Here is a 20,917-nt window from a genome sequence, read left to right as displayed (position 1 = left end):
TAAAAAATCAATTCCCTGCCCATAAAGCAGGGTTTTTTTATTTCTTGAATGCTTGAATTTTTTGAGCAAACCAAGAGGCAACACTACCATTAGTTTGACTTTCTAAAAGACTTAAAGTTTCGTTTAATAAACTAATCGGTAAGTTATGTAAAGTAAGAGAAAAATCTGCTTCTTGATAAATATTATTTGCGTCTAAATGAAAACAAAAAACTCGTCTTCCTTGAACATCAACTACCCAATATTCAGGTATTTTTAAACTAGCGTAAAGATGTTTTTTCTTATCTAAATCATTAGGTAAAGTGGTATCAGAAATTTCTCCGACTAAATGAGGAATGCCCGATTTTGAGACATCAAGATAACGTCTTTCACCTTCTTTTCTTTTCAAATTATTATCTCCTAAATATAAGACTAAATCAGGAGAAAAAGCCATTTTCAATGCTTGATTTTCTAACAAACATCCACCGCAAGAGGTATAATTTTGTTCTGGATTTTGACTAAACCAAATACCAAATAGGATAACAAATAAATTACTTACGCAGGAATGATTCACCCCTTCTCGACTGATTTGAATTAATAATTGATGATTATAAAAATATAATTTAACGTCTTCTAATTCTTGAGAATCAGCACAGTATAAATAATCTTCCCAAGTAGCAGATTGCCATTGATTAAAGTATTCTTTTTTGATTAAAAAGGGTGAAACTAAGGTTGCCATAATTTATCAATTTTAGTTTTTTTAACAAATATTTTCGATGTTAATTGTTAATTTAGGACTTACGCATTTGTACTAAAAATCTAGGTAATTGAGATTGCTTCGTGCCTCGCAATGACAGAATATAGCAATTTTCGTTATGGTGAGGTACAAAACTTATCGGTATTCGGGAATAGGGAATGGGCAATAGGCAATGGAAAGTTGTATAAAAAACTGTACCTCATAGTTTTAATAAACGCTATATCACTATCATTGCGTAAATTCTGTTGTTAAATAAGAGTCGAAACCATCGCGCTTAATAATTGCTCAGGATTGACTTTAAAAGGAAGGCGGTGAATATCTGAAGATGGTTGACAAGTTAACTCCGCCGTCGATCGAAGTTGTGCTAAAGTAATGTTACTAAGACCTAAATCTTCAAGGGTACAAGATAAACCAATATTACGATAAAACTTGATTAATTGATGTCTGGAAGTATTGGCAAGTTGATTATTCGCCACGATTTCCTCTAGTCGCAACTGTACCAAAATACCATAGGCAACCTTTGCACCATGTAATTGATTATGAGCTTCTTTGAGGTGAGTTAAAGCGTTATGGATAGCATGGGCGGCGACTGTACGACAATTTGCCCCTCCTAAACCACCGCTTACTCCGGCTAACAACACCGTTGCGTCAACTACTTCTTTCCATTCTTCACTCAGAGGATTGGCTAAGGCTTTCTCAGATTTTTGTAGTAAAATATCCCTTAACACTCTGGCTTGTTGCACTGCCGCAATGGTTAAAGTGGCAGTAGAATCACCACTACTAATAGAGGCTTCATACCATTTAGCGATGGCATCTCCAATCCCTGCTATTAAAGTGTGAGCGGGAGCAGTAGCAATTAAACTATAATCGAGGATGAGTAAATTAGGGCAATGACGAAGACTCACATCGTATTGAAAAGCCCCCGATTCTGAATAAATATTACTCAATGCTGTCCATGCGGCGCAAGTTGCCCCAGAAGTGGGAATAGTTACAATAGGTAAATTGCAGTTATAAGCCAATAGTTTTGCGGTGTCTAAGGCTTTGCCTCCCCCTACCCCAATGATAAAATCTCCTTTCTGGGATTTAACGGCATTCTCCAGACGTTTTAAGGATGTCGTAGCACAATCTGGAGCATAACTTTGATAACTGGGGGTTAAATTAAATGCTTCACAAATAGGGTTAAGGTAACTCTCTATTAATTTTAAAGTTGTTTTCCCCCCGACAATGATAGGATGTTTGCCAAATTGTTCGATCGATTTTCCACTGTGAATTAAACAATTATCACCCTTAATAATATTAGCAGGGGCGACTTGTAAACTAAAAACATCATTAACTTTGGAAGTGGCTTGGAGGGTTTTCAACTTAGTCATTGCAACAGTAAATTGTGATCATTATCTCAGGACTTAAGCATTTATGCGAAAAATACGAGTTTTGAGATTCTTTCGCTACGCTCAGAATGACAGAATATCGTTAGAAGTGCATAAGTCCTAATGTCTATTTTATCAGGTAAATTCAATTATGATTAGACTCCAAAAATTATTATATTTTGGTTTGTAGTGAGGGCTTCAGCCCTTTGAATTAAAAACTGCTATGATGACAATAAGAAAATCATAAGGCACAAATTTATTATATTCTTATGGCACAAATAAAAACGATCGAAAGTAATGAACAGTGGTTATGGGAAAAAGATAATGCCACTAAACTTGATGAGGCTTTAGATTGGGCGAGTAAGAATAAACCTACTTATACTGATTTAACACAGTTGGAAAATTCTTTATCCTCTCATTTTAATTCAACCTATAAATAAGTTAATTGTTAATTGTTAATTGTTAATTAGCTAAATTGTTCGCTAATTTCGAGGTTAAACAAAGTTTGTAAAGTCTGTAAAGCCTTGCGTCTAGCTTCAATATCCTGTTGCGCGCGTAATTGCACCATGGGATCGTGTAAAATTTTGTTGACGATACCTCTAGTTAAGGCTTCGATGACTTCTTGATGTTTTTCGGCAAATTCTGAACCTAAACGAGATAAGGCTTTCTCTAATTCTTGTTCTCGAATTTCCTCAATTTTACTACGAAGACAGCTAATAGTCGGCACGGTTTCTAAGGATTGCCACCATAACTCGAATGCCTCGATTTCTTCTTCTAACAAGACTTCCGCTTCCCTTGCCATTTCTCGACGACTAGCTTGATTTTGGGCGACTACGGCTTTTAAATCATCCACGTTATAAGCCACAATAAAATCTAATTCTTCCACATCACTGGCAACGTTACGGGGTACGGAAATATCCACTAACATAATAGAGTGATTAGTTTCGATCGAGCTTAAATTATGTTTATCAAGAATCGGTTGAGTCGCTCCAGTGCTAGTAAAGACTATATCAGATTCACTGACAATGTTCATCATATCTTCAAGAAGATGGAGTTTTAACTCGATTTGAGGAAATTGTTTCGCTAATTCTTTCGATCGAGATACAGAACGATTGACGATGGTAATATCTGTAACTCCTTTAGAAATAAGATGTTGTACCAACAAACGAGACATTTTTCCTGCGCCGATAATCGCTACTTTTTGAGAGGATAAATCATCTAGTTTCATGTCCACTAATTCCACCGCCGCCGAACTAATAGACACCGCTCCAGTACCGATGTTTGTCTCTGTACGCACCCTTTTTCCAGCACTAATTGCCTGTTTGAAAAGTCGATCGAGTAATCGTCCCATACCCTGATATTTTGTAGATAGCTTATGGGTATTTTTCACCTGTGCGAGAATTTGCCCTTCCCCTAACACCAAACTTTCTAAACCTGCTGAAACCCTCATCAAATGACGAATGGCATCCTGATGTAACAAGATAAACAAATGTCGTCTTAAAGTATGTAAAGAAAGATGACCGATTTCTGCTAAAAATTGTGTAATTTCCTTAACACCTTGTTCGGTTTCTTTTACCACAGCATAAATTTCAAGACGATTACAGGTACTAATAATACCGACTTCTTCTATGTGAGGATAACTAAGAAGATGTCTGATAGATTCTTCGATTTTAGCTTCAGGAATACTCAATTTTTCCCGCACTTCTACGGCGGCGGTTTTATGGGAAAGTCCGACTACAATAATATTCATATTATAATTTGGTGTCGAAATAAATTTAGTTACTATAAAAATGCTTTTTAAACAATTTTAATCATTACTGATATTGCTGTGTTTGGCAATTTTTTCTTAATCTTTTGCAATGAAACTTCATAAAGAATGAAAAATGAAGAATTACCTATATATTTATTACCTACTCCCTGTCTTATCTTGATCATTTTATCTCGAACTCAGGCAATAAGTAGATGGGCAAATTAATTGTATGTTTACTTTGTGAAAGGCAAAAGGCAAGAGACAACAAAGATTATGGGTTATTTCCATTAATTTAAAAATATACAATCTATTTTGCTTTAGTACTTAATGGGAAGGGTATTGATGCAGATACAGATTAAGATATAATTTTTAGCAATGGGAAAATCCCGATCACAAATAAATAAAATTCTGTTATAAGCTATAAACAGATCATAAAAAAATAAAGGACTTAATTACTATGAGTAACATACAAGAAAAAATCCAAGAAGAAATTAAGGAAGCTAGGGAAGTTTGTGACATCAACGGAAAAGGCTCTCCTGAATGTGCGGCGGCTTGGGATGCGGTGGAAGAATTACAAGCTGAAGCCTCTCATCAAAAAGCAAATGAGCCTCATAAAACTTCTTTAGAGCAATATTGTGATGATAACCCCGATGCGGCGGAATGTCGTCTTTACGAAGACTAATCTTTTTTTTATTTTTAGGTTTATAGGGTGGGTTTTCCCACCTCTTTTTATTTTTATATTTATTTTTATCTATGGAAGATACGTTATTAAAAGCTCTAGTTTGGACTAATTATAAGTTATTTGTCGTTTTATGTTTAATTGTACCTTTAATTCTCTCTATTTGGTCTTTAACTGCTAAAATTCAGTCTATTCAGCGTTTATTGTTGATTTTTTGGCGGGTGGCTAGTTTAATGGCGATCGCAATTTATTTGTTAATTCCAGTGTGGCAAATTGGTTATTTAGCTTGGTTTTTAGGACATATTTTGGTGGTAATCAGTCTTTGGTTTTGGGTGGATATTAATGATGAAATTCGAGATTTACCTAAATCCCCGTTACGTTTAACCCTGAGAAGTTGGCGTTGGGCGATGACTTTTTATGGTACTATCAGTTCGATCGCATTTATCCCTGTTTTGCGTTGCACTTTTTCTCCAGATGCGAAGGTAGAAACCTTTTGTCGAGTCTGGCTTGAAGCCCCTTGGCAATATAAAAGTATCTTTCATGCCAACTCAACCCCCGGATTTTTAGGATTTCTGGGCATAACGGGGTTAGTTATTTATTTTATCTATCTATTCTATTTCTTAACTTTTAGGCTCATTAAACAGGGTAGAATAGCTCTTGAACAATAATTAAGAATTAAGAATTAAGAATTAAGAATTAAAAATGAAGAAAACCTAATTTATCAGTCTAGTGAATATTAACATTCAAGTATTAGAAACTTATAGTCAACAAAATCCCCAAGAGGTTTTAATTGTCACTGCTAAGGATAATAATGAGGAGGTGGAAATTATGATTTTTAAGGGTTTTTCGAGTAATTTAAGCGGAAGTACTCAATATGATCCTGATGTACCTATTTTATCCCCTGATGCGCAAATTATAAAGATCGATCGAGCCTCTAGTCCTTATAATCCTAGTAACCCTCAATACATTCAAAAATACTTAACCGTCCAAGATTTTTTACCCTTATTAAACAATATTTTGTAACTTTTAATTATGATTGAAACAACCCTCAATCCTGTTAGTCAACTCATCGAAGCGGTAGAAAAAGCCGACTCTGCCTCAAAATTATTTCAAGCAGTCACTCAACTGTCACAAGCGAGATCGATCGAAGCCATACCCACTTTAATACAAGTGTTAGGTTATAACAATCCGGGGGCGGCAGTCAGTGCCACAGAAGGGTTAATCGCCCTAGGAGATGCGGTTATTGAACCATTATTAACCAGTTTAGATAATTATAATTATGGTGCGAGGGCGTGGGCTGTGAGAGTTTTTGCAGGAATTGGCGATATTCGTGCCTTAGATTTACTCCTCAAAACCGCCGTGAATGACTTTTCTTTAAGCGTTAGACGGGCGGCAACTAAAGGATTGGGGAGTTTACAGTGGCATCAACTATCCCCTGACAATCTTATCCCTACTCAAACTCGAATTTTAGATACTCTTTTTATTACCATTAATGATGGTGAATGGGTGGTGCGTTACGCTTCCATTGTTTCCTTAGAAAATTTGTATTTTGCCATCCATTCTTCCTGTGAAAATTTATTGAAAAAAATTACAGATAAATTAACGGAAATTATCACTCAAGATGAAGAAATTGCTATCCAAAATCGTGGTAAACTAGCATTGAAAAAAATTTATAATAAATAACTATTTAAAATGAGTCATTCTACAGATATTAAGGCTTTAGCTAGATTAATGGCTGCAGATTTTAGTAATCAACAACAAGCATTAGATAACCCTCCTTTTTTCGCTCATATTCGAGTTTGTATGCGTCCTTTACCTGAGTCTTTATTAGGGGGAGTAAGTTTATTTTTAGAACAAGCCTACGATTTTTTACCTAGTCAACCCTATCGTTTAAGGGTGTTTAAAATTGATGCTGTGGATGATCATTTAGAGTTAGAACATTATAAATTAAAGGAAGAAACTCCCTTTTATGGTGCTTCGAGAAACATCGAAAAATTAAAAAAATTATCGATCGAAAACCTCGAAAAAATGAACGGTTGTGATATGATTGCCGAATGGACTGGAACTCATTTTAAAGGTTATATTAAACCGGGAAAAGCCTGTATTGTTGTTAGAAAAGGTAAAGAATCTTATCTTGATAATAGTTTTGAAATTAGTAGCGAAAAAATGATTAGTTTCGATCGAGGTAGGGATTTAGTTACAGACGAATTATTGTGGGGGTCGGTGGCGGGACCATTTCATTTTACCCGTGTCCAAAGTTTCGCTAATGAAGTGTAAATAGGGTTTGCTGAATAAATCAGAAGGCTATTAAAATCAAGGCTTGGAGCATCGTTAAAAAAGTAAACATAATTTTATGTCGAACTCAGGTTTTGGTGGGGGTGGGTTTAATATATTAAACCCCTACATTCTCAATTCCTAATTTCTCATCCTAATTATTTAAGTGGTGTATTCGGCGTTGATTTTCACATAATCGTAACTGAGATCGCAACCCCATGCTTTACCACTCCCTGAACCATTACCAACGGAAACAGAAATAGCTACAGTGTCGCTTTTCAAATATTCTCCTGCGGCGGCTTGTTTAAGATAGTTACTGGCGGCGGCTCGATCGAACGGCAAGGGTTGCCCTCTTTCCATCAACAAGAAATCCCCCAATTTGATCATTAAATCATCTTGATTAAATTGTACTCCTGCTCTACCTGCGGCGGCGGCAATACGTCCCCAATTCGGATCCCGTCCGAAGATAGCGGATTTAACTAAAGATGAACCCACAATGGTTTTAGCGATTTGACGAGCGGAGGCTTCATCGGTTGCTCCTTTTACCTCAACTTCCACTAAACAGGTTGCACCTTCTCCATCTCTCGCAATGGCTTTTGCCAAATGTTGACAAACTTCCGTTAACATCGCCTCCAATTTTTGACCATTTTCATCGAGGCTAGTAATAGCAGGAGTGCGAGATTGTCCATTGGCAAGGGCGATTAAACTATCATTAGTGCTAGTGTCACCGTCAACGGTAATTTGATTAAAACTCTTATCACAGGCACGTTTTAACATCTGTTGCCAAAGTTGAGTAGAAACCGCCGCATCACAGGTAATAAAGCCCAACATCGTTGCCATATTAGGATGAATCATACCTGATCCCTTAGAAATACCGCCAATGCGCACGGGTCGATCGTCTATCATAGTTTCCAGTGCGATCGATTTAGTGACTAAATCCGTAGTAATAATAGCTTTTGCGGTGGCTTCTCCCCCATTTTCCGATAATTCAGCTACTAATTGAGGAATAGCACTCTTTAATATATCCATTTTGATTCTTTGCCCAATAACTCCCGTAGAAGCCAAAAGAATAGAATCCGTGTCAATGTTTAACTCTTTAGCCAAAGCCTCCGCCGTCTCTAGGGCATCTTGTAAACCTTGTTCACCTGTGGCGGCATTAGCTTGACCAGCATTACAAATAATCGCTCTGGCACTAGGTTTTTTCTGCAATTTTTGACGACAATAATCCACACAAGCGGCACGAACCTCAGAAGTAGTGAATACCCCTGCTGCGATCGCATTGGTTTCCGAATAAATCAGGGCTAAATCAGGGGCTTTGGAAGGTTTAAGCCCTGCGGTAATACCAGAAGATTTAAAGCCTTTAGGGGCAGTTAAACCCCCTTCAATTACTTTCCAGTCAGACATAATAAATTAATGAGAAATGAAGAATTAGGAATTAATAATGGGAAAAAAGTGAGCTATGAAAAGTTTAGTATGAACAATACTTTCACCTACCATGACATAAATGAGGCAATTGGTAACTAACTAAAAACCTGCGCAAAATTATAAATTTGATCGAAGTCTAATAAAACGCATCCATTTTTCTTTTTTTCTTTTAGCTTTTAGGCGAGAAGCCCCACACTTTGTTTTCAACCAAAAAAAATAATTAAACAAGTGTGGTATGAATCGCCAGTGATGTGTTATTATTTGCCTAGTGGGGCTGGACGTGTACCTCACTTTAAAACGCCGTAGTGGGAAAGAAGGAGTACCACGATGGAAGTTCAAGAAGGATAATTTCCGCTTGAAGCCTATACTTTACAGACGTAAGTGTATGGAGCGTCACTCTTCTAATCCCTCTATCTCCCATAGCCCTAAGACTTTTTAGGAGAGAGAAACATGATCATATTTCGCCCTTCTTTTTTGGGTTTTTGTTGAATTTCTGCTAATTCAGTCAAATCCTGCGCCATGCGTTCTAATAATTCTTGTCCTAAGTGAACGTGTTGCGCTTCTCTCCCTCTAAAGTTGATCGTGGCTTTGACTTTATCACCAGCATTAAGAAAACGTTTTGCTTGATTGACGCGCACTTGATAATCATGCTCATCAATTTTATACCGCATTTTCACTTCTTTTATATCCGCCGTGTGTTGCTTTTTGCGGATTGCCCTTGCTTTTTTCTCCTGTTCAAACTTGAATTTACCGTAATCCATAATACGACATACAGGAGGATCGGAAGTTTCGCTGACTAATACTAAGTCCAGTTCTTTTTCTTCCGCCATGCGATTAGCGTCTCTGGTATCAAGGATGCCTAATTGTTCTCCATCCATACCAATTACCCGTACTCTGGGAAAACGGATATTGTTGTTTATTTTCGGTAAATCTCTTTGGTTTGTTTTTTTATTGTTGCTATAGGTCACAGGTTTTGATTAATGTCTCCAGTACGATCGAATAATAAAGTTTGAGATTAATTTAATAAGTGATAGTTTTTATTGCTTAGTCAATATTATAATTGGTCATTGCTAAGAAATGATTATTTTTTGTTAAAGATTCTTAGTTTAATGCTTTGATTAGTAATGATTTGCTCATAATATTAAAAAAAATTAAGAAGTTTGATCTCAATGGATACAATACAGTCACTTTTTAACGGTGTTGCAGTGGGGAGTATTATTGCGCTAGCCGCCGTGGGTTTAACCTTGACGATGGGAATTTTAAGGTTATCAAATTTTGCTCACGGGGATTTTTTGACGATTGGTGCTTATTTAACGTGGGTAATCAACCATGAAGGGTTGAATATTTGGTTATCTATTATTGTCGCTACGGTTGGCACGGTGATTTTAATGTTAATCTGTGAACAGTTGTTATGGAAACCCATGCGAGATAAACGGGCTAGTAGCACGACTTTAATTATTATTTCCATTGGTTTGGCGTTGTTTTTGCGTAACGGAGTTTTGTTTATTTGGGGTGGCAGTAATCAAAATTATGACTTGCCTTTAATGGAAGCGATCGATCTTGGGGGTGTCAAAATCGCTTATTATCGTGTCATAGTGGTTGCTTTAACCATCGGTGCGATCGTTGGATTACATCTTGTCTTGCAAAATACAAAAATTGGAAAAGCCATGCGAGCGGTGGCGGATAATATTGATTTAGCCAGAGTGTCGGGGATTAATGTCGAACAGGTTATCTTATTTACATGGATTATGACGGCGGTATTAACTGCTTTTGGAGGGGGGTTATTTGGTTTAATTACGGCGGTGCGCCCGAATATGGGGTGGTTTTTAATTTTGCCGATGTTTGCGGCGGTGATACTGGGAGGTATTGGCAATCCCTACGGTGCGATCGCAGGGGGGCTTATTATTGGCATTGCACAAGAGTTAAGTGTTCCCATATTTGGTTCTGAGTATAAATTAGGAGTAGCTTTAATAATTATGATCGGTATTTTGTTAATTCGTCCTCAAGGAATTTTTGGTAAATAGGGTTTGCTGAATAAATCAAAAGGTTATTAAAATCAATGGTTTAGGCACACTATATTCATAAAAAAGTGCGAATTTTTGGCAATTTTTACTCAAAAACAGGGCATTTTAAATCTGATTATTCACAATAGTTAAAGAGTGAACTATAAATCATCTTTTTGTCGAATATTTTTAGAGACGTTAATTTTCACTTTCAATTATTTTAATTTCCTCCGCCGTTAAGCCATATAACTTATACACTAATAAATCGATTTCTCTCTCTAATTTGTTGGTATCTGCTACAGCATTTGTCCTTTTTTCTTCTAATATTTTTGTTACTAATTTGCTAAATATTTCTTGTTTTTGCTCATTAATATCTTTAGGAATAGGAATTTTTGCAGTGACTTGATTATCAAAGTGCATGGTGCGAATAGCCTTAGCAAAGACAAATAAATAAACATACCAATTCAGCAATTTTGAGTGTAATAAAGCCCAAATAAATTCTGGTTTAATCTCTGATTTTAATTCAATTTGATTAATGGTATCCACTAAAATTAAATCTTGATTTTCTGGAATACAAACCGTAATTTGTATATGCTCGATCGGATTCATTATATGAGCAATAATATTTTGAACTAAAAGAGAATTAGCCTTAATAAATGCCTTATTATCATTAACAATTTGACGGTTAATTTTGCCTTTTATGCCTTGAATACCGTATTTTTGCACGTCTGCACCGCCAATTACATCACAATCCCCTGTGTTAGTAACTAATTTTTGCAACATCGCACCTCTTTGATTAGTGCTAATATCATTTAAAAATTGACAGTTATTTAATATTTTTAATCCTAACTTAATTTCTTGATTATTGATACCATTAATAATAAAGCCAAATTTAGTAAATAAGTCTTTATCTAAAGTAGTTAAATATTCGATATTTCCTCCAAAACGTTTGTAAGAATCATAACTATTATTAACTTTATTTTTATTAAGTTGAAAAATACACACTTCTAGTTTTACATCTTGCCAAACCTTACCACAATCCACAATTTTAGTTAAATCTTTAATGGTATCCTCTCTAATTTTTTGATAATTAGAAGCAAAAGTAAAAGACTTAGGAATAATATAAGACTGAATGCCAGATTTATTTAACATTTCATAGCCTTTTTTGATAAATAAAATTGCTGTTTCCGTTGTGCCATAATTATAAATTTGATTGAGAATAGTTTGTTGATTTTGAGTTAATTTAACTCCGTAGGGTGGATTTCCAATAATCACATCAAAACCGATAAAATCACCATTTTTATCTAACACTTCGGGAAACTCAAAACGCCACTCAAAACCATGACGATAGATAGCATTATTTTGTTTATCATCTATCTCCTTACTCAATAAATTAATTTGTTTTTCTAAATCTTTTTCCTTCTTTTTTCTAGCTTTTTTCTCCTTCACTGACTCCTCAAATAAAGATTGTTGATTTTGTAGATTATATAACTCACTTTCCTTTTTTCTTAACTCCTGTTGAAGTGGAGCATTTCCCGTCATTGCCATAGTAAAATTATCTTTGATTTGCTTAATTAAAGTGATAACTTGCTGTTTTTCTTGACGACTTTTTGGGTTATGATAAGTTTTGATTGCCTGTTGATAATCTTTAATAGTTAAATTATGTTTTTTCAGCGCTAATTTTAAGTCAGATTTTAAGTCAAAACGACTAATTAAAGAGTTACCGCACTTAATATTAATATCAATATTTGGCAAAGTTTCAAGAGTGCGATCACCCCTAACCTCCCTTCGTAAGGGGAGAATATAATAAGCATTTTTGAGTAACTCAATCCACAGTCTTAACCGACAAATTTTGACGGAATTAATATTAATATCCACCCCAAATAAACAATTTTCGATGATGGTTTTCTTTTCGTGGAATAAACTTTCTTGGATGCGTTGACTATTAGCAAATTCGGGCTTATAATTGTACAATTCTCCATCTTCATCTTTAATTATTAACTCATCGTTTTCCAGTTCGATCGAATATTCCTTAATACGTTTACCTTGTCTATCCTGCCAAATATTTAAGCTACTTTTTAAAGCGATAATTTCGTTTAAAGCCGACACTAAAAAATGACCAGAACCTACCGCAGGATCGCAAATGGTGATACTATTAATGATAGAATTTGCCTCATTTCTTGCTTCTGGACTTTGATATTCTATTAATTCTTTTAACTCGTCAATATTTTGACAATTCCATTTTTTAACTTGATGAAATTTAGTAATAATTGCCTTAGTGATGGTTTCCCGACACATATACATAGTAATAAAACCGGGTGTAAAAAACGAGCCATCTTGATAACCGTTAATCTTCTCAAAAATTAACCCCAAAACGGAGGCATTAATTAAACCTTTTCTTTCCTCTTGGATTTCCTCTTTGCCTTCATTACTGAAGTTATAAGCCGATAAAAACTCGAATAAATAAGTTAATGTGTTTAACTCTCCTGTTTTTCTTTTGCCTTGATTATCTTTTAACACCGTATGCTTAAATAAGGGTAATTGATAATCATTATTTAAGTTAGCAATAAAAAGGGTTTTATTTTCTAACTCTGTTGTCTCAAATAAGCCACTATTAAGATAAGGGATATGACTAAATTTAACTTGAATATCAGGGTTTCTCTCCTCAATTTTTTTTGCTAAGACTTGAAAGAATAAAGTATCTAAATCATTAAAATGAGTAATCTTTTCCTTATTCAGAAAACTATAGTTTTTATCCCCATTATTATAGTTAATTAATTGGGCTTCCAGTAATTTTAAGAACAAAATACGGTTAATCCAAGTAATTACTAATTCTAAGGCAATTTTAAATAATTCTTCTTGATAATTCTCTCTTAATTCATTATTATCATGTGAAAATTCTAACAACTCCTTTTCCCTCTTCCCTTTTCCCTTTTCCCTCTCATTACCTGCATCTTTTATTGTTTCACTGAATATAGATAAATTATCAAGTTTATTATAAGTATCTAAATGATAGATGACATTTTCTAATAGTGAGCCTTGATTTCGATTTTCTAGGGGGAGTCTTTGAATTAATTTTTTGCTTTTATCTTTGACTTCTGTTAATCCAATTATGTGTAATAATTCGCAGTAAAAATCTTGATTTAAACTATTGCTATCATTAACAAAGGGTAACTTTAATAAATGCTGAGGAGAGAATATTTTATAAAGAGGAATTAATTGCTTATCTTCGGAGATGTTTTGATAGTCAGTCAGGTTAAAATAGGTACAATTTTCCTTTAATTCTTGCTCATTTTCAGTTATATATTGACTAGCAATATCTTGATAAAAAAGCTCTTTTTTTTTGCTAGTTAATCTGCCTTCTTGAAAGTTATTAAATTCTTTAATTAAGGGTTTATGATGATAAAATAATCTTTCAAATAAATTGGCATCAAAGATAAACCAGTTATAAATATCGGTGATAATTAAATGTTTTAAGTTGATGTTATTTTCGTTAATTCGGGCTTGTAAATAATAAAAAAGTAACTGCTGTAATGACTTAACATTAAATTTATCAATACTTACCATCTCGCTTTTATTTTCTGGCTTTTTTGTCTCGATAATAACACCAATTTTACTGTCTTTATTACCATTATGAATTACTAAATCATTTCTATTTTGAGTGTTGAGATAATGATAGGGATGATAATAAGTTTGATTGAGAAAATCCCGTAAGTTATTTTTATGATATTCTTCCGATTCGTTAATTTTACTATCCGTTATAGTCAGTAAATTCTCTAAATTTTGCTTAAATTTATTAATATCTTCCCTCGCCACAGGTATTTTTCTGAATACATAGTTTAAGGCTTGTTTGGGATTATTTGACATCTTTAAAATTTAAAACTTTGCTACAATTCTATTGAAATTATTAATATTTATTTTTGGGTTACGCTAACGCTAACCCAACCTACGATATTGAATTTTTCATTTGACTTTCTTCATTCTCTCACACTATCTTAAAAATAAGGCGATCGAACTTTCAAACAATTCAACTTATCCTCTTGAATATAATCGATCGACCAACCAAATTCATCTCTTAATTTGAGGAAAAAAATAAAACCCCATTGAGACTCCCTTTCAAACAAATCAATGTCATTAGAGCTAATTTTGGTGTGTAAATTGTGCAACGCTGATATTAAATCAAAGAATATACCTTGATCCCAAATTTTCATTTCTAAATGATGACTTGTAATCTCTAGTCTCACATCAATCGGAGTGTCTTCTGTGTGATATTCATGGGCGTGACGCACCGCATTGGTAAATCCTTCAATTAAAGCCGTTTGAGCCTGTAACCAAATTTGTTCAGGAATATGTGATCGATGTTGTTTTTCAAACCAATTTAATAAATTTTCTACTTCGTCAAGATTACTGACAATTTTTAAGTGAAAATCAGGATTATCAGTATCATTATTGATTTTTTTTAACATTTTAATATAAACTCAATATTCATTTAATTTTGTCTGGACTTACCTATCCTTATTAGTCTTTGTGACAACTCAAAAATATAAACTCATAGATTATACTAATAATTGAGCTAAAAATAAGGAGAAATTGGCGATGGAGAGTTCATTGGTTAACAAGACGAGAACTGTTATTAATGTATTTGTGTTCTTGTTGACTTCTGTTTTAATGATTCCATCCTCTCACAGTTTACCTTTATCGAAGGGCGATCGACTACAAGTTTCGATACCTAATGAAAAATATTTTGCCGGAGTCTATCAAGTTAATCAAGATGGAGCATTAGAAATACCTTTTCTGGGTTCAGTATCTGTGATTGGTTTAGAACCTTATGAAGTACAACAACAACTATCAGATTTATTGATCGATCGAGGTTTCTTCCCAGCAGGTAAACTACAATTAACCGTTGAAATGTTGAAATGGTCGCCCATACAAGTTAGTGTGAGCGGAGAAGTATATCAACCCGGATTAATCCTCATTAATAATAGAGAAGAATCAGGAGCGGATGTCAATATTTCCAGAGAAGCCCAACAGGTAACGGGAGATTTTCCTTTAGGGCGTTTTCTCACCAATGCCATTCGATCGGCAGGAGGGGTTTTACCCACGGCAGATATAGAACAAATTATCGTTAAAAGAGGCGAGTTAGAAACGATCGTTGATCTTTCAGGCGTATTCACAGGCGAAGCAGTGGAGGATATACCCTTAATATCGGGCGATCGAATTATAGTCCCTGCCAAAGACTTTGTTCAACCCCAATTAGTTCGCCCTTCTGCTATTACGCCCCCCGGTATAAAAGTTTTTATGTCTAACCTGACTATTCCCGCCAATAGTAATGCTACCTCCGCCATTGGCAATCAACAAGAGGGCATTACCTTTCCCTATGGTGCTCGTTTTAGTCAAGCCGTTGTCGCCGCTAACTGTGCCGGGGGGATTCCTGATACCAACGCCTCCCGAAGTGCTATTTTAGTTAGAGTTGATCCTTTGACTGGAGAAACATCCGTCACAGAAAGAAAGGTGGAAGAATTACTGCGGAATAATAATGATGATGCCGATAATCCTTTTTTAATGAATAGAGATGGCGTTGTCTGTTATGATTCAAAAGTAACCAGCACTAGAGATGTTTTCAGAACGATCGCCGATATACTTAGCCCTCTTAATCCTCTTTTAATCTTTAGAAATATTTTTCGCTAATTTATCATTAAATTTTATGGTCAAAGCTATACCATCAAATATAATCGAAGCCAAATCCCAAAAACGAATTGGATGGAGAATTTTTCGTTATTTAGGAGTAGCAGCCCTTGCTAATGGCATGGTATGGGGATTGGCTCTTTATTATCTAAAAACAACAATGCCTAGTTATACCAGCGAACTAATTTTGAATGTAGCAGGAAGCGGACAAGGGGTCAATGTTAACTTACCCGACATAGGACAAGCCGTCACATCAACCACATCAGCTTTTGGTAGTTCATCTGATCCGAGAGAAAATTATAAACTAATCGCTTCCAATAATACGGTTTTACAAGAAGCCGCCAATTCACTAAAATTGCCCTTAGAAGATTTTGGCTCACCTCAAATCAAGATTATTAATAATACTACTACGTTTAAAATAGAAATAACGGGCAACTCTCCCGAAAAAGCCCAACAAAAAGCACAAGCTCTTTACGAAGCCTTAGCCAACAGATTAGATTTTCTGCGCACAACGGAACAAAACAGTCGCAATGAGGCGATTCAATCGGCGGTGAATGAAGCAGAATCAAAATTAACCAAGGCTCAAAGCCGTCTCTCAGATTATAAGATGCAATCGGGTTTAAGTTCCTCCGATCAGGTAGGATATTTAATTAATACGATCGAACAACTCCGAAAACAAAGAGCGGAATTAATCACCCAAACCAGCCAATCGGAAGCCACACTAAAGCAACTATCGGAAACCTTACAAACATCTTCCCCCGAAGCCTCCGACTCTCTTACTTTACAAAGTGATCAAGAATTTCAAAATAGTTTAAAAGAATATACCCAAATCACCCTTGAATTAGAAGCCTTAAAAGAAAGTCGAGGGGAGAATTACCCTGATGTATTGGAATTAAAAGACAAACAGCAAACAGCCCTTAATATCTTTTTAAAACGAGGAGAATCCTTACTAGGCAAATCCTTAGATCAAAATAGCTTACAAAATCTTAACCTAGACAATACCAGTGGTTTAGGCATTAAACGAGGAGAACTATATCAAAAAATTGTCACCTTAGAATCAGAACATAAGGGCTTTGTGGGGCAACTAGAGGCATTAAATCAACAAATCAAAGAATTAGAAGCACGACTGACTGTCTTAGTCGATAAAGCCCGAACTCTTGATTCTTTATTAAAAGAAGTACAAATTGCCGAAGCTATCTTCACATCTACCCTTGCCAAAGTTGATTTAGGGAAAAGCGATCCTTTTGGTTCATTTCCTTTGCTACAGTTAATCGAAGAACCTAGTTTACCAGAAGACCCAACATCACCGAAAACGAAATTAGTAATTATCGGGGCAGGATTAGGCTCAATTTTAGTTACCTTTGGTTTAACTATTCTTTGGTGGAGAGCGCCTTTACAAGTGATAGTTACGAAAATTATCAAAAATGTTCTTGAGTAATAAGCTAGTTTGCATTTAAGTTTACTGATGATGGCTAGAAAAAGGGTGATTCGACATACCTGACACCTTTTTTTAGATATAATTTATCATACTCAAAGTAGAAGAGCCTAAAGTCTAATTATTAACCTGAGTGAACTATAAAAATAGGTGAGGGCTGACTTGGAAGACTCCGAAGACAGGCAGACAGGAAGATTGTATTTCTGGTGAATGAATAAAATTCTCTCAAAAGTACATCAAATATTGAGAATTTTTCTCCCTGTCCACTTGTCCACCTGTCTAGTTTTCATCATTTTCTTTATGGTTCACTGAGGTAATTATTAGGAATCAAATTAGAGGGGAAAGGAATATTATCACCATATTCCCATGCAGTTTCTAACCATGATTGTTTGGCATCTAATATATTTTCCATCGCTTCTTCTAATGTCTCACCTTCAGAAATACAACCTTCTAAATCTTGAATTATTACAGTATATCCGCCTTCATTTTCGGGATAAAAAGTAATAGGATAATTTAAGTTTAAATAATCTTTTAATGTGGTTAATTTATCTTGAGTTTTCATTGAGTTTATTCTCCTAATTTTAATAACATTACTATTTGTTTAAGATAAGTTCTTTTAACGGTTTTACCGCTTTTTTTGGGTACGGTTATTTTTTGTCCTTGATTATTCCTAAAAGTATGATGACTACCCTTGGCTGATACTTCTTGAAAGCCAAAATTAGTAAGAATATAATAGACATCATCATAACTTAATTCTGGTGGATCTCTTAATAATTTGTCGATTAATTTTTCTAACTTTCCCATAATTTTAATCTGAGTCTAATTCTTTGCCCATGCGATACTTTATATCATATAGCAATCCTAAATCATTTGTGATAAATTACCATACATGAACATTTTTTCAAAATTAAAAATATTATTATTCGTAGAAAACTAAAATAAATATTTAACAATCTTAAATGATTTACATAAATGATAAAATTCTCTGATATTTTTTTTATAGTTAGGTGTAATTCTTTGGGTTTTGTTCTGGACAATTTGGGGCTAATCTTATACAAGCAGGGTTTTTTTCAAAGTCGGGATAAAATTGAATTTTTCTTAGTCCGTTTAGCAGACACTTCGGCTACGCTCAATATAAGTCTCGACTCCGCTCGATAACCGTGTAGTCGAACCATTAAATCAAATTTTGAGAATAAAAACGTCGTGCTGATTTAAAAATATATAAAACTTTATGAATTACAAAAATATTGTCGAAAAATTAACACACTTAAAAAATAATCCCGAATTACTAAAAATAGTCGGTAATACAGGATGGCTTTTTTTCGATCGAATCTTGAGAATGGGTATCGGCTTATTGATAGGAGTCTGGGTTGCCCGTTATCTGGGAGTAGAGCAATTTGGTATTTTTAACTATGCCTTGGCTTTCGTTATCTTGTTTATTAGTATCTCAACTCTTGGTTTACCCTCTTTGGTAGTCAGAACTATTACAGAAAACCCTGAAGATAAAGATACGATATTAGGCACTACTTTTTTGTTGCAAATTGGAGGGGGGATAGCCAGTTTAATTATCAGTGTTTTGACTATTTTTCTACTCAAACCCGATGATTATTTAACGATTTATTTAGTGGCAATTTTAGGCTCAATGGGGATTTTTCGGGCTTTTGAGACGATCGATCTTTGGTTTCAATCTCAGGTTCGATCGAAATATACAGTTTTAGCCAAAAATACAGCATTTATTATGGTGGGGATGCTGAAAATAATTTTAATCTACCTCAATGCTCCCTTGATCGCTTTTGCATGGGCAACTTTAGCAGAATTTATTATTGCGGGTATTGGTTTAATTATTGTCTATGAATGTCAAGGTTATTCCCTGAAACTATGGCGATGGAGTTTCTCCTTAGCCAAAAAATTACTTAAAGAAAGTTGGCCTCTCATATTATCGGGCTTAACCGTTATGATTTATATGAAGATGGATCAAATTATGCTTGGTTTTATGATTGATGCTAATGCTGTTGGTTTATATTCTTCCGCTACGAAAATTTCTGAGGCGTGGTATTTTATTCCCACTGCGATCGTATCTTCTGTATCCCCCGGTATTTATCAGGCAAAAAAAGACGGCGATGAAGCACTTTATTACCAAAAAATCACTAAAGTCTTAAGATTTTTAAATATCGTTGCCATTTCCATCTCTATTCCCATGACAATTTTATCAAAACCATTGATACTACTATTATTTGGTCAAGAATTTAGCCCCGCAGGAACGATTTTAGCGATTCATATTTGGACTTCCGTATTTGTGTTTATGGGGCAGGGTACATTTCCTTGGTTTATTGCCGAAGGCTTAAACGATTTATCTTTTCGCCGAACTTTTTTAGGGGCTATTAGCAATGTTATTTTAAATCTAATTTTAATTCCTCTTTATGCAGGAATTGGAGCGGCGATCGCCACGATTATTTCTCAAGCCATTGCCTCTTTTTTGAGTAATGCAACCCATCCTAAAACCAGAAAAATATTTAAAGTACAACTTCGATCGATGTTTTAATTTTTCTTTCGTTTAATGGCACTTTTTTGGATAAATCCATTGAGTTTTAAGCCCCAAAATTCCAGAAAATTATACAAAGGAGAAGGCAATAAATACAGTAAATAACCCACGATCGAAGTTAATACAGTAACACGGGTATTAGTAAATAAAATCTTGTTGTAGGTGGAAAAGGCTTGATTAATTAATTGCACTGCGGTTTTACCATCCTTAAATTTAATAGCTTGACGGGCTAAATATAATAATTGATGGGCTTTGGCAGGTTTTTCACAACGATCGATTAAATCAGGGGCATAAGAGCGAGTTTTGTTGATTACCTGCTCCCAAGAAGCCAACTGGGGAAATACATTTGCGGAAAGCCCTTGTTGATTGACTCGATAAAGGGTTAAAGTATCAGAAAAACCCTCTATTTTCCAAGAAGTTTGTAATACAATTCTGATCCAACATTCCAAATCTTCCGATCGTCGAAAATCCTCATCAAAATAAAAATTTTCTACCTCTCCATGACGGTTATCTGGAAAACAAATCTCCTCAAATACTTCTCTACGAATTACGGGGGCTGAACCATTACCGATGGAATTTTCGTAAAACAAATGTTCGGCTGTAATATTTTCTAATCGGGGCATTTGATATGTACCAAGTAATTTATCTTGATTATCAATGAAAGCCGATCGAGAAAAACTCACCCCCACTTCAGGATGTGATTCTAAATGCTCAATATGTTTTGCTAATTTATCAGGCATCCACATATCATCACCATCTAAAAAAGCTAAATACTCCCCCTGACTGTGGCGAATCCCTGTATTTCTTGCCCCCGCTAATCCTCGATTTTTTTGAGAGATAATTCTGATACGATAATCCTCAAACTGCCGACAAATATCCATAGTTCGATCGTTGCCTTCATCATCGATAATCAATAATTCAAAATGGGGATAGGTTTGACTCAAAACCGAATTAATAGCTTGAGCAATATAGGCTTCAACGTTATAGACAGGAACAATTACTGATACAAGTTTCATATATTTAG

General features: G+C 34.9%; 20 protein-coding genes. 10 read left to right on the top strand and 10 right to left on the bottom strand.

The features are described from left to right. Positions 1–37 precede the first annotated feature (37 nt). Positions 38–715, bottom strand: a complete 678-nt coding sequence (locus ACN4EE_RS04975) for a Uma2 family endonuclease (RefSeq protein WP_431705305.1) — start codon at positions 713–715, stop codon at positions 38–40. A gap of 266 nt (positions 716–981) precedes the next feature. Next, positions 982–2,103: an iron-containing alcohol dehydrogenase family protein gene (locus tag ACN4EE_RS04970; protein WP_431705304.1), complete on the bottom strand. Its 1,122-nt coding sequence runs from the start codon at positions 2,101–2,103 to the stop codon at positions 982–984. 266 nt (positions 2,104–2,369) lie between these two features. Between ACN4EE_RS04970 and ACN4EE_RS04965 the strand changes: the two genes are divergently transcribed. Further along, entirely contained in the window at positions 2,370–2,540 is a 171-nt protein-coding gene (locus tag ACN4EE_RS04965) for a hypothetical protein (RefSeq protein WP_431705303.1), read from the top strand. Between the two features lie 26 nt (positions 2,541–2,566). Here the strand turns inward: ACN4EE_RS04965 and ACN4EE_RS04960 are convergent, their stop codons facing one another. Continuing rightward, the gene (locus ACN4EE_RS04960) at positions 2,567–3,850 is read right to left on the bottom strand and encodes a glutamyl-tRNA reductase (RefSeq protein ID WP_431705302.1); all 1,284 of its coding nucleotides are present in this window, start codon (positions 3,848–3,850) and stop codon (positions 2,567–2,569) included. Positions 3,851–4,307: 457 nt separating this feature from the next. On the opposite strand from ACN4EE_RS04960, the gene ACN4EE_RS04955 reads away from it, so the two are divergent. From ACN4EE_RS04955 to ACN4EE_RS04935, 5 genes are all read left to right on the top strand, one after another. Then, entirely contained in the window at positions 4,308–4,532 is a 225-nt protein-coding gene (locus tag ACN4EE_RS04955; RefSeq protein ID WP_431705301.1) for a Calvin cycle protein CP12, read from the top strand. A gap of 71 nt (positions 4,533–4,603) precedes the next feature. Next, the gene (locus ACN4EE_RS04950) at positions 4,604–5,197 is read left to right on the top strand and encodes a DUF3177 family protein (protein WP_431705300.1); all 594 of its coding nucleotides are present in this window, start codon (positions 4,604–4,606) and stop codon (positions 5,195–5,197) included. A 61-nt stretch (positions 5,198–5,258) separates the two neighbouring features. Continuing rightward, the gene (locus tag ACN4EE_RS04945; RefSeq protein WP_431705299.1) at positions 5,259–5,552 is read left to right on the top strand and encodes a DUF7734 family protein; all 294 of its coding nucleotides are present in this window, start codon (positions 5,259–5,261) and stop codon (positions 5,550–5,552) included. 9 nt (positions 5,553–5,561) lie between these two features. After that, a complete protein-coding gene (locus ACN4EE_RS04940) occupies positions 5,562–6,212 on the top strand; it encodes a HEAT repeat domain-containing protein (RefSeq protein WP_431705298.1) in 651 nt (216 codons plus the stop codon). A gap of 9 nt (positions 6,213–6,221) precedes the next feature. Further along, positions 6,222–6,806 carry a chromophore lyase CpcT/CpeT gene (locus ACN4EE_RS04935; protein WP_431705297.1) on the top strand — a complete coding sequence of 195 codons (585 nt, stop codon included), beginning with the start codon at positions 6,222–6,224 and terminating at the stop codon, positions 6,804–6,806. Positions 6,807–6,965: 159 nt separating this feature from the next. On the opposite strand, the gene argJ is transcribed toward ACN4EE_RS04935, so the two are convergent. Together argJ and infC are read right to left on the bottom strand one after the other, a co-directional pair. After that, positions 6,966–8,207, bottom strand: coding sequence for a bifunctional ornithine acetyltransferase/N-acetylglutamate synthase (gene argJ / locus ACN4EE_RS04930; RefSeq protein ID WP_431705296.1), 1,242 nt, complete (start codon positions 8,205–8,207; stop codon positions 6,966–6,968). A gap of 446 nt (positions 8,208–8,653) precedes the next feature. Then, positions 8,654–9,196, bottom strand: a complete 543-nt coding sequence (gene infC, locus ACN4EE_RS04925; protein WP_431705295.1) for a translation initiation factor IF-3 — start codon at positions 9,194–9,196, stop codon at positions 8,654–8,656. A gap of 201 nt (positions 9,197–9,397) precedes the next feature. Here infC and ACN4EE_RS04920 point away from each other — a divergent pair, with 201 nt between their 5' ends. Then, positions 9,398–10,252 carry a branched-chain amino acid ABC transporter permease gene (locus ACN4EE_RS04920; RefSeq protein WP_431705294.1) on the top strand — a complete coding sequence of 285 codons (855 nt, stop codon included), beginning with the start codon at positions 9,398–9,400 and terminating at the stop codon, positions 10,250–10,252. A gap of 177 nt (positions 10,253–10,429) precedes the next feature. Here the strand turns inward: ACN4EE_RS04920 and ACN4EE_RS04915 are convergent, their stop codons facing one another. Together ACN4EE_RS04915 and ACN4EE_RS04910 are read right to left on the bottom strand one after the other, a co-directional pair. Continuing rightward, on the bottom strand, positions 10,430–14,098 hold the full coding sequence (locus tag ACN4EE_RS04915) for a DUF7149 domain-containing protein (protein ID WP_431705293.1): 3,669 nt from the start codon (positions 14,096–14,098) through the stop codon (positions 10,430–10,432). 128 nt (positions 14,099–14,226) lie between these two features. Further along, complete coding sequence (locus ACN4EE_RS04910; RefSeq protein WP_431705292.1) at positions 14,227–14,697, bottom strand: ATP-binding protein; 471 nt, start codon at positions 14,695–14,697, stop codon at positions 14,227–14,229. 130 nt (positions 14,698–14,827) lie between these two features. Here ACN4EE_RS04910 and ACN4EE_RS04905 point away from each other — a divergent pair, with 130 nt between their 5' ends. Beyond that, a complete protein-coding gene (locus tag ACN4EE_RS04905) occupies positions 14,828–15,919 on the top strand; it encodes a polysaccharide biosynthesis/export family protein (RefSeq protein ID WP_431705291.1) in 1,092 nt (363 codons plus the stop codon). Between the two features lie 16 nt (positions 15,920–15,935). Continuing rightward, entirely contained in the window at positions 15,936–17,354 is a 1,419-nt protein-coding gene (locus tag ACN4EE_RS04900) for a GumC family protein (RefSeq protein WP_431705290.1), read from the top strand. Between the two features lie 295 nt (positions 17,355–17,649). Here ACN4EE_RS04900 and ACN4EE_RS04895 read toward each other — a convergent pair whose 3' ends face one another. Beyond that, complete coding sequence (locus ACN4EE_RS04895; RefSeq protein ID WP_431705289.1) at positions 17,650–17,913, bottom strand: type II toxin-antitoxin system HicB family antitoxin; 264 nt, start codon at positions 17,911–17,913, stop codon at positions 17,650–17,652. Between the two features lie 5 nt (positions 17,914–17,918). Further along, the gene (locus ACN4EE_RS04890) at positions 17,919–18,155 is read right to left on the bottom strand and encodes a type II toxin-antitoxin system HicA family toxin (protein WP_431705288.1); all 237 of its coding nucleotides are present in this window, start codon (positions 18,153–18,155) and stop codon (positions 17,919–17,921) included. 427 nt (positions 18,156–18,582) lie between these two features. Between ACN4EE_RS04890 and ACN4EE_RS04885 the strand changes: the two genes are divergently transcribed. Further along, complete coding sequence (locus tag ACN4EE_RS04885) at positions 18,583–19,893, top strand: flippase (protein ID WP_431705287.1); 1,311 nt, start codon at positions 18,583–18,585, stop codon at positions 19,891–19,893. Here the strand turns inward: ACN4EE_RS04885 and ACN4EE_RS04880 are convergent. Continuing rightward, the gene (locus ACN4EE_RS04880; RefSeq protein ID WP_431705286.1) at positions 19,890–20,909 is read right to left on the bottom strand and encodes a glycosyltransferase family 2 protein; all 1,020 of its coding nucleotides are present in this window, start codon (positions 20,907–20,909) and stop codon (positions 19,890–19,892) included. The genes ACN4EE_RS04885 and ACN4EE_RS04880 overlap by 4 nt on opposite strands. Between the last annotated feature and the right edge of the window lie 8 nt (positions 20,910–20,917).

This window comes from Geminocystis sp. CENA526 (assembly GCF_050753365.1).
Taxonomy (GTDB): domain Bacteria; phylum Cyanobacteriota; class Cyanobacteriia; order Cyanobacteriales; family Cyanobacteriaceae; genus Geminocystis.
Note: the sequence above shows the minus strand (reverse complement) of the source record. Positions and strands in the feature narration are given on the sequence as shown.

Excerpts from the sequence above, each read along its gene's own strand:
- ACN4EE_RS04975 (WP_431705305.1), bottom strand. The coding sequence starts at position 715 with ATGGCAACCTTAGTTTCACCCTTTTTAATCAAAAAAGAATACTTTAAT.
- ACN4EE_RS04970 (WP_431705304.1), bottom strand. The coding sequence starts at position 2,103 with ATGACTAAGTTGAAAACCCTCCAAGCCACTTCCAAAGTTAATGATGTT.
- ACN4EE_RS04965 (WP_431705303.1), top strand. The coding sequence starts at position 2,370 with ATGGCACAAATAAAAACGATCGAAAGTAATGAACAGTGGTTATGGGAA.
- ACN4EE_RS04960 (WP_431705302.1), bottom strand. The coding sequence starts at position 3,850 with ATGAATATTATTGTAGTCGGACTTTCCCATAAAACCGCCGCCGTAGAA.
- ACN4EE_RS04955 (WP_431705301.1), top strand. The coding sequence starts at position 4,308 with ATGAGTAACATACAAGAAAAAATCCAAGAAGAAATTAAGGAAGCTAGG.
- ACN4EE_RS04950 (WP_431705300.1), top strand. The coding sequence starts at position 4,604 with ATGGAAGATACGTTATTAAAAGCTCTAGTTTGGACTAATTATAAGTTA.
- ACN4EE_RS04940 (WP_431705298.1), top strand. The coding sequence starts at position 5,562 with ATGATTGAAACAACCCTCAATCCTGTTAGTCAACTCATCGAAGCGGTA.
- ACN4EE_RS04935 (WP_431705297.1), top strand. The coding sequence starts at position 6,222 with ATGAGTCATTCTACAGATATTAAGGCTTTAGCTAGATTAATGGCTGCA.
- argJ (WP_431705296.1), bottom strand. The coding sequence starts at position 8,207 with ATGTCTGACTGGAAAGTAATTGAAGGGGGTTTAACTGCCCCTAAAGGC.
- ACN4EE_RS04920 (WP_431705294.1), top strand. The coding sequence starts at position 9,398 with ATGGATACAATACAGTCACTTTTTAACGGTGTTGCAGTGGGGAGTATT.
- ACN4EE_RS04915 (WP_431705293.1), bottom strand. The coding sequence starts at position 14,098 with ATGTCAAATAATCCCAAACAAGCCTTAAACTATGTATTCAGAAAAATA.
- ACN4EE_RS04910 (WP_431705292.1), bottom strand. The coding sequence starts at position 14,697 with ATGTTAAAAAAAATCAATAATGATACTGATAATCCTGATTTTCACTTA.
- ACN4EE_RS04905 (WP_431705291.1), top strand. The coding sequence starts at position 14,828 with ATGGAGAGTTCATTGGTTAACAAGACGAGAACTGTTATTAATGTATTT.
- ACN4EE_RS04900 (WP_431705290.1), top strand. The coding sequence starts at position 15,936 with ATGGTCAAAGCTATACCATCAAATATAATCGAAGCCAAATCCCAAAAA.
- ACN4EE_RS04895 (WP_431705289.1), bottom strand. The coding sequence starts at position 17,913 with ATGAAAACTCAAGATAAATTAACCACATTAAAAGATTATTTAAACTTA.
- ACN4EE_RS04890 (WP_431705288.1), bottom strand. The coding sequence starts at position 18,155 with ATGGGAAAGTTAGAAAAATTAATCGACAAATTATTAAGAGATCCACCA.
- ACN4EE_RS04885 (WP_431705287.1), top strand. The coding sequence starts at position 18,583 with ATGAATTACAAAAATATTGTCGAAAAATTAACACACTTAAAAAATAAT.
- ACN4EE_RS04880 (WP_431705286.1), bottom strand. The coding sequence starts at position 20,909 with ATGAAACTTGTATCAGTAATTGTTCCTGTCTATAACGTTGAAGCCTAT.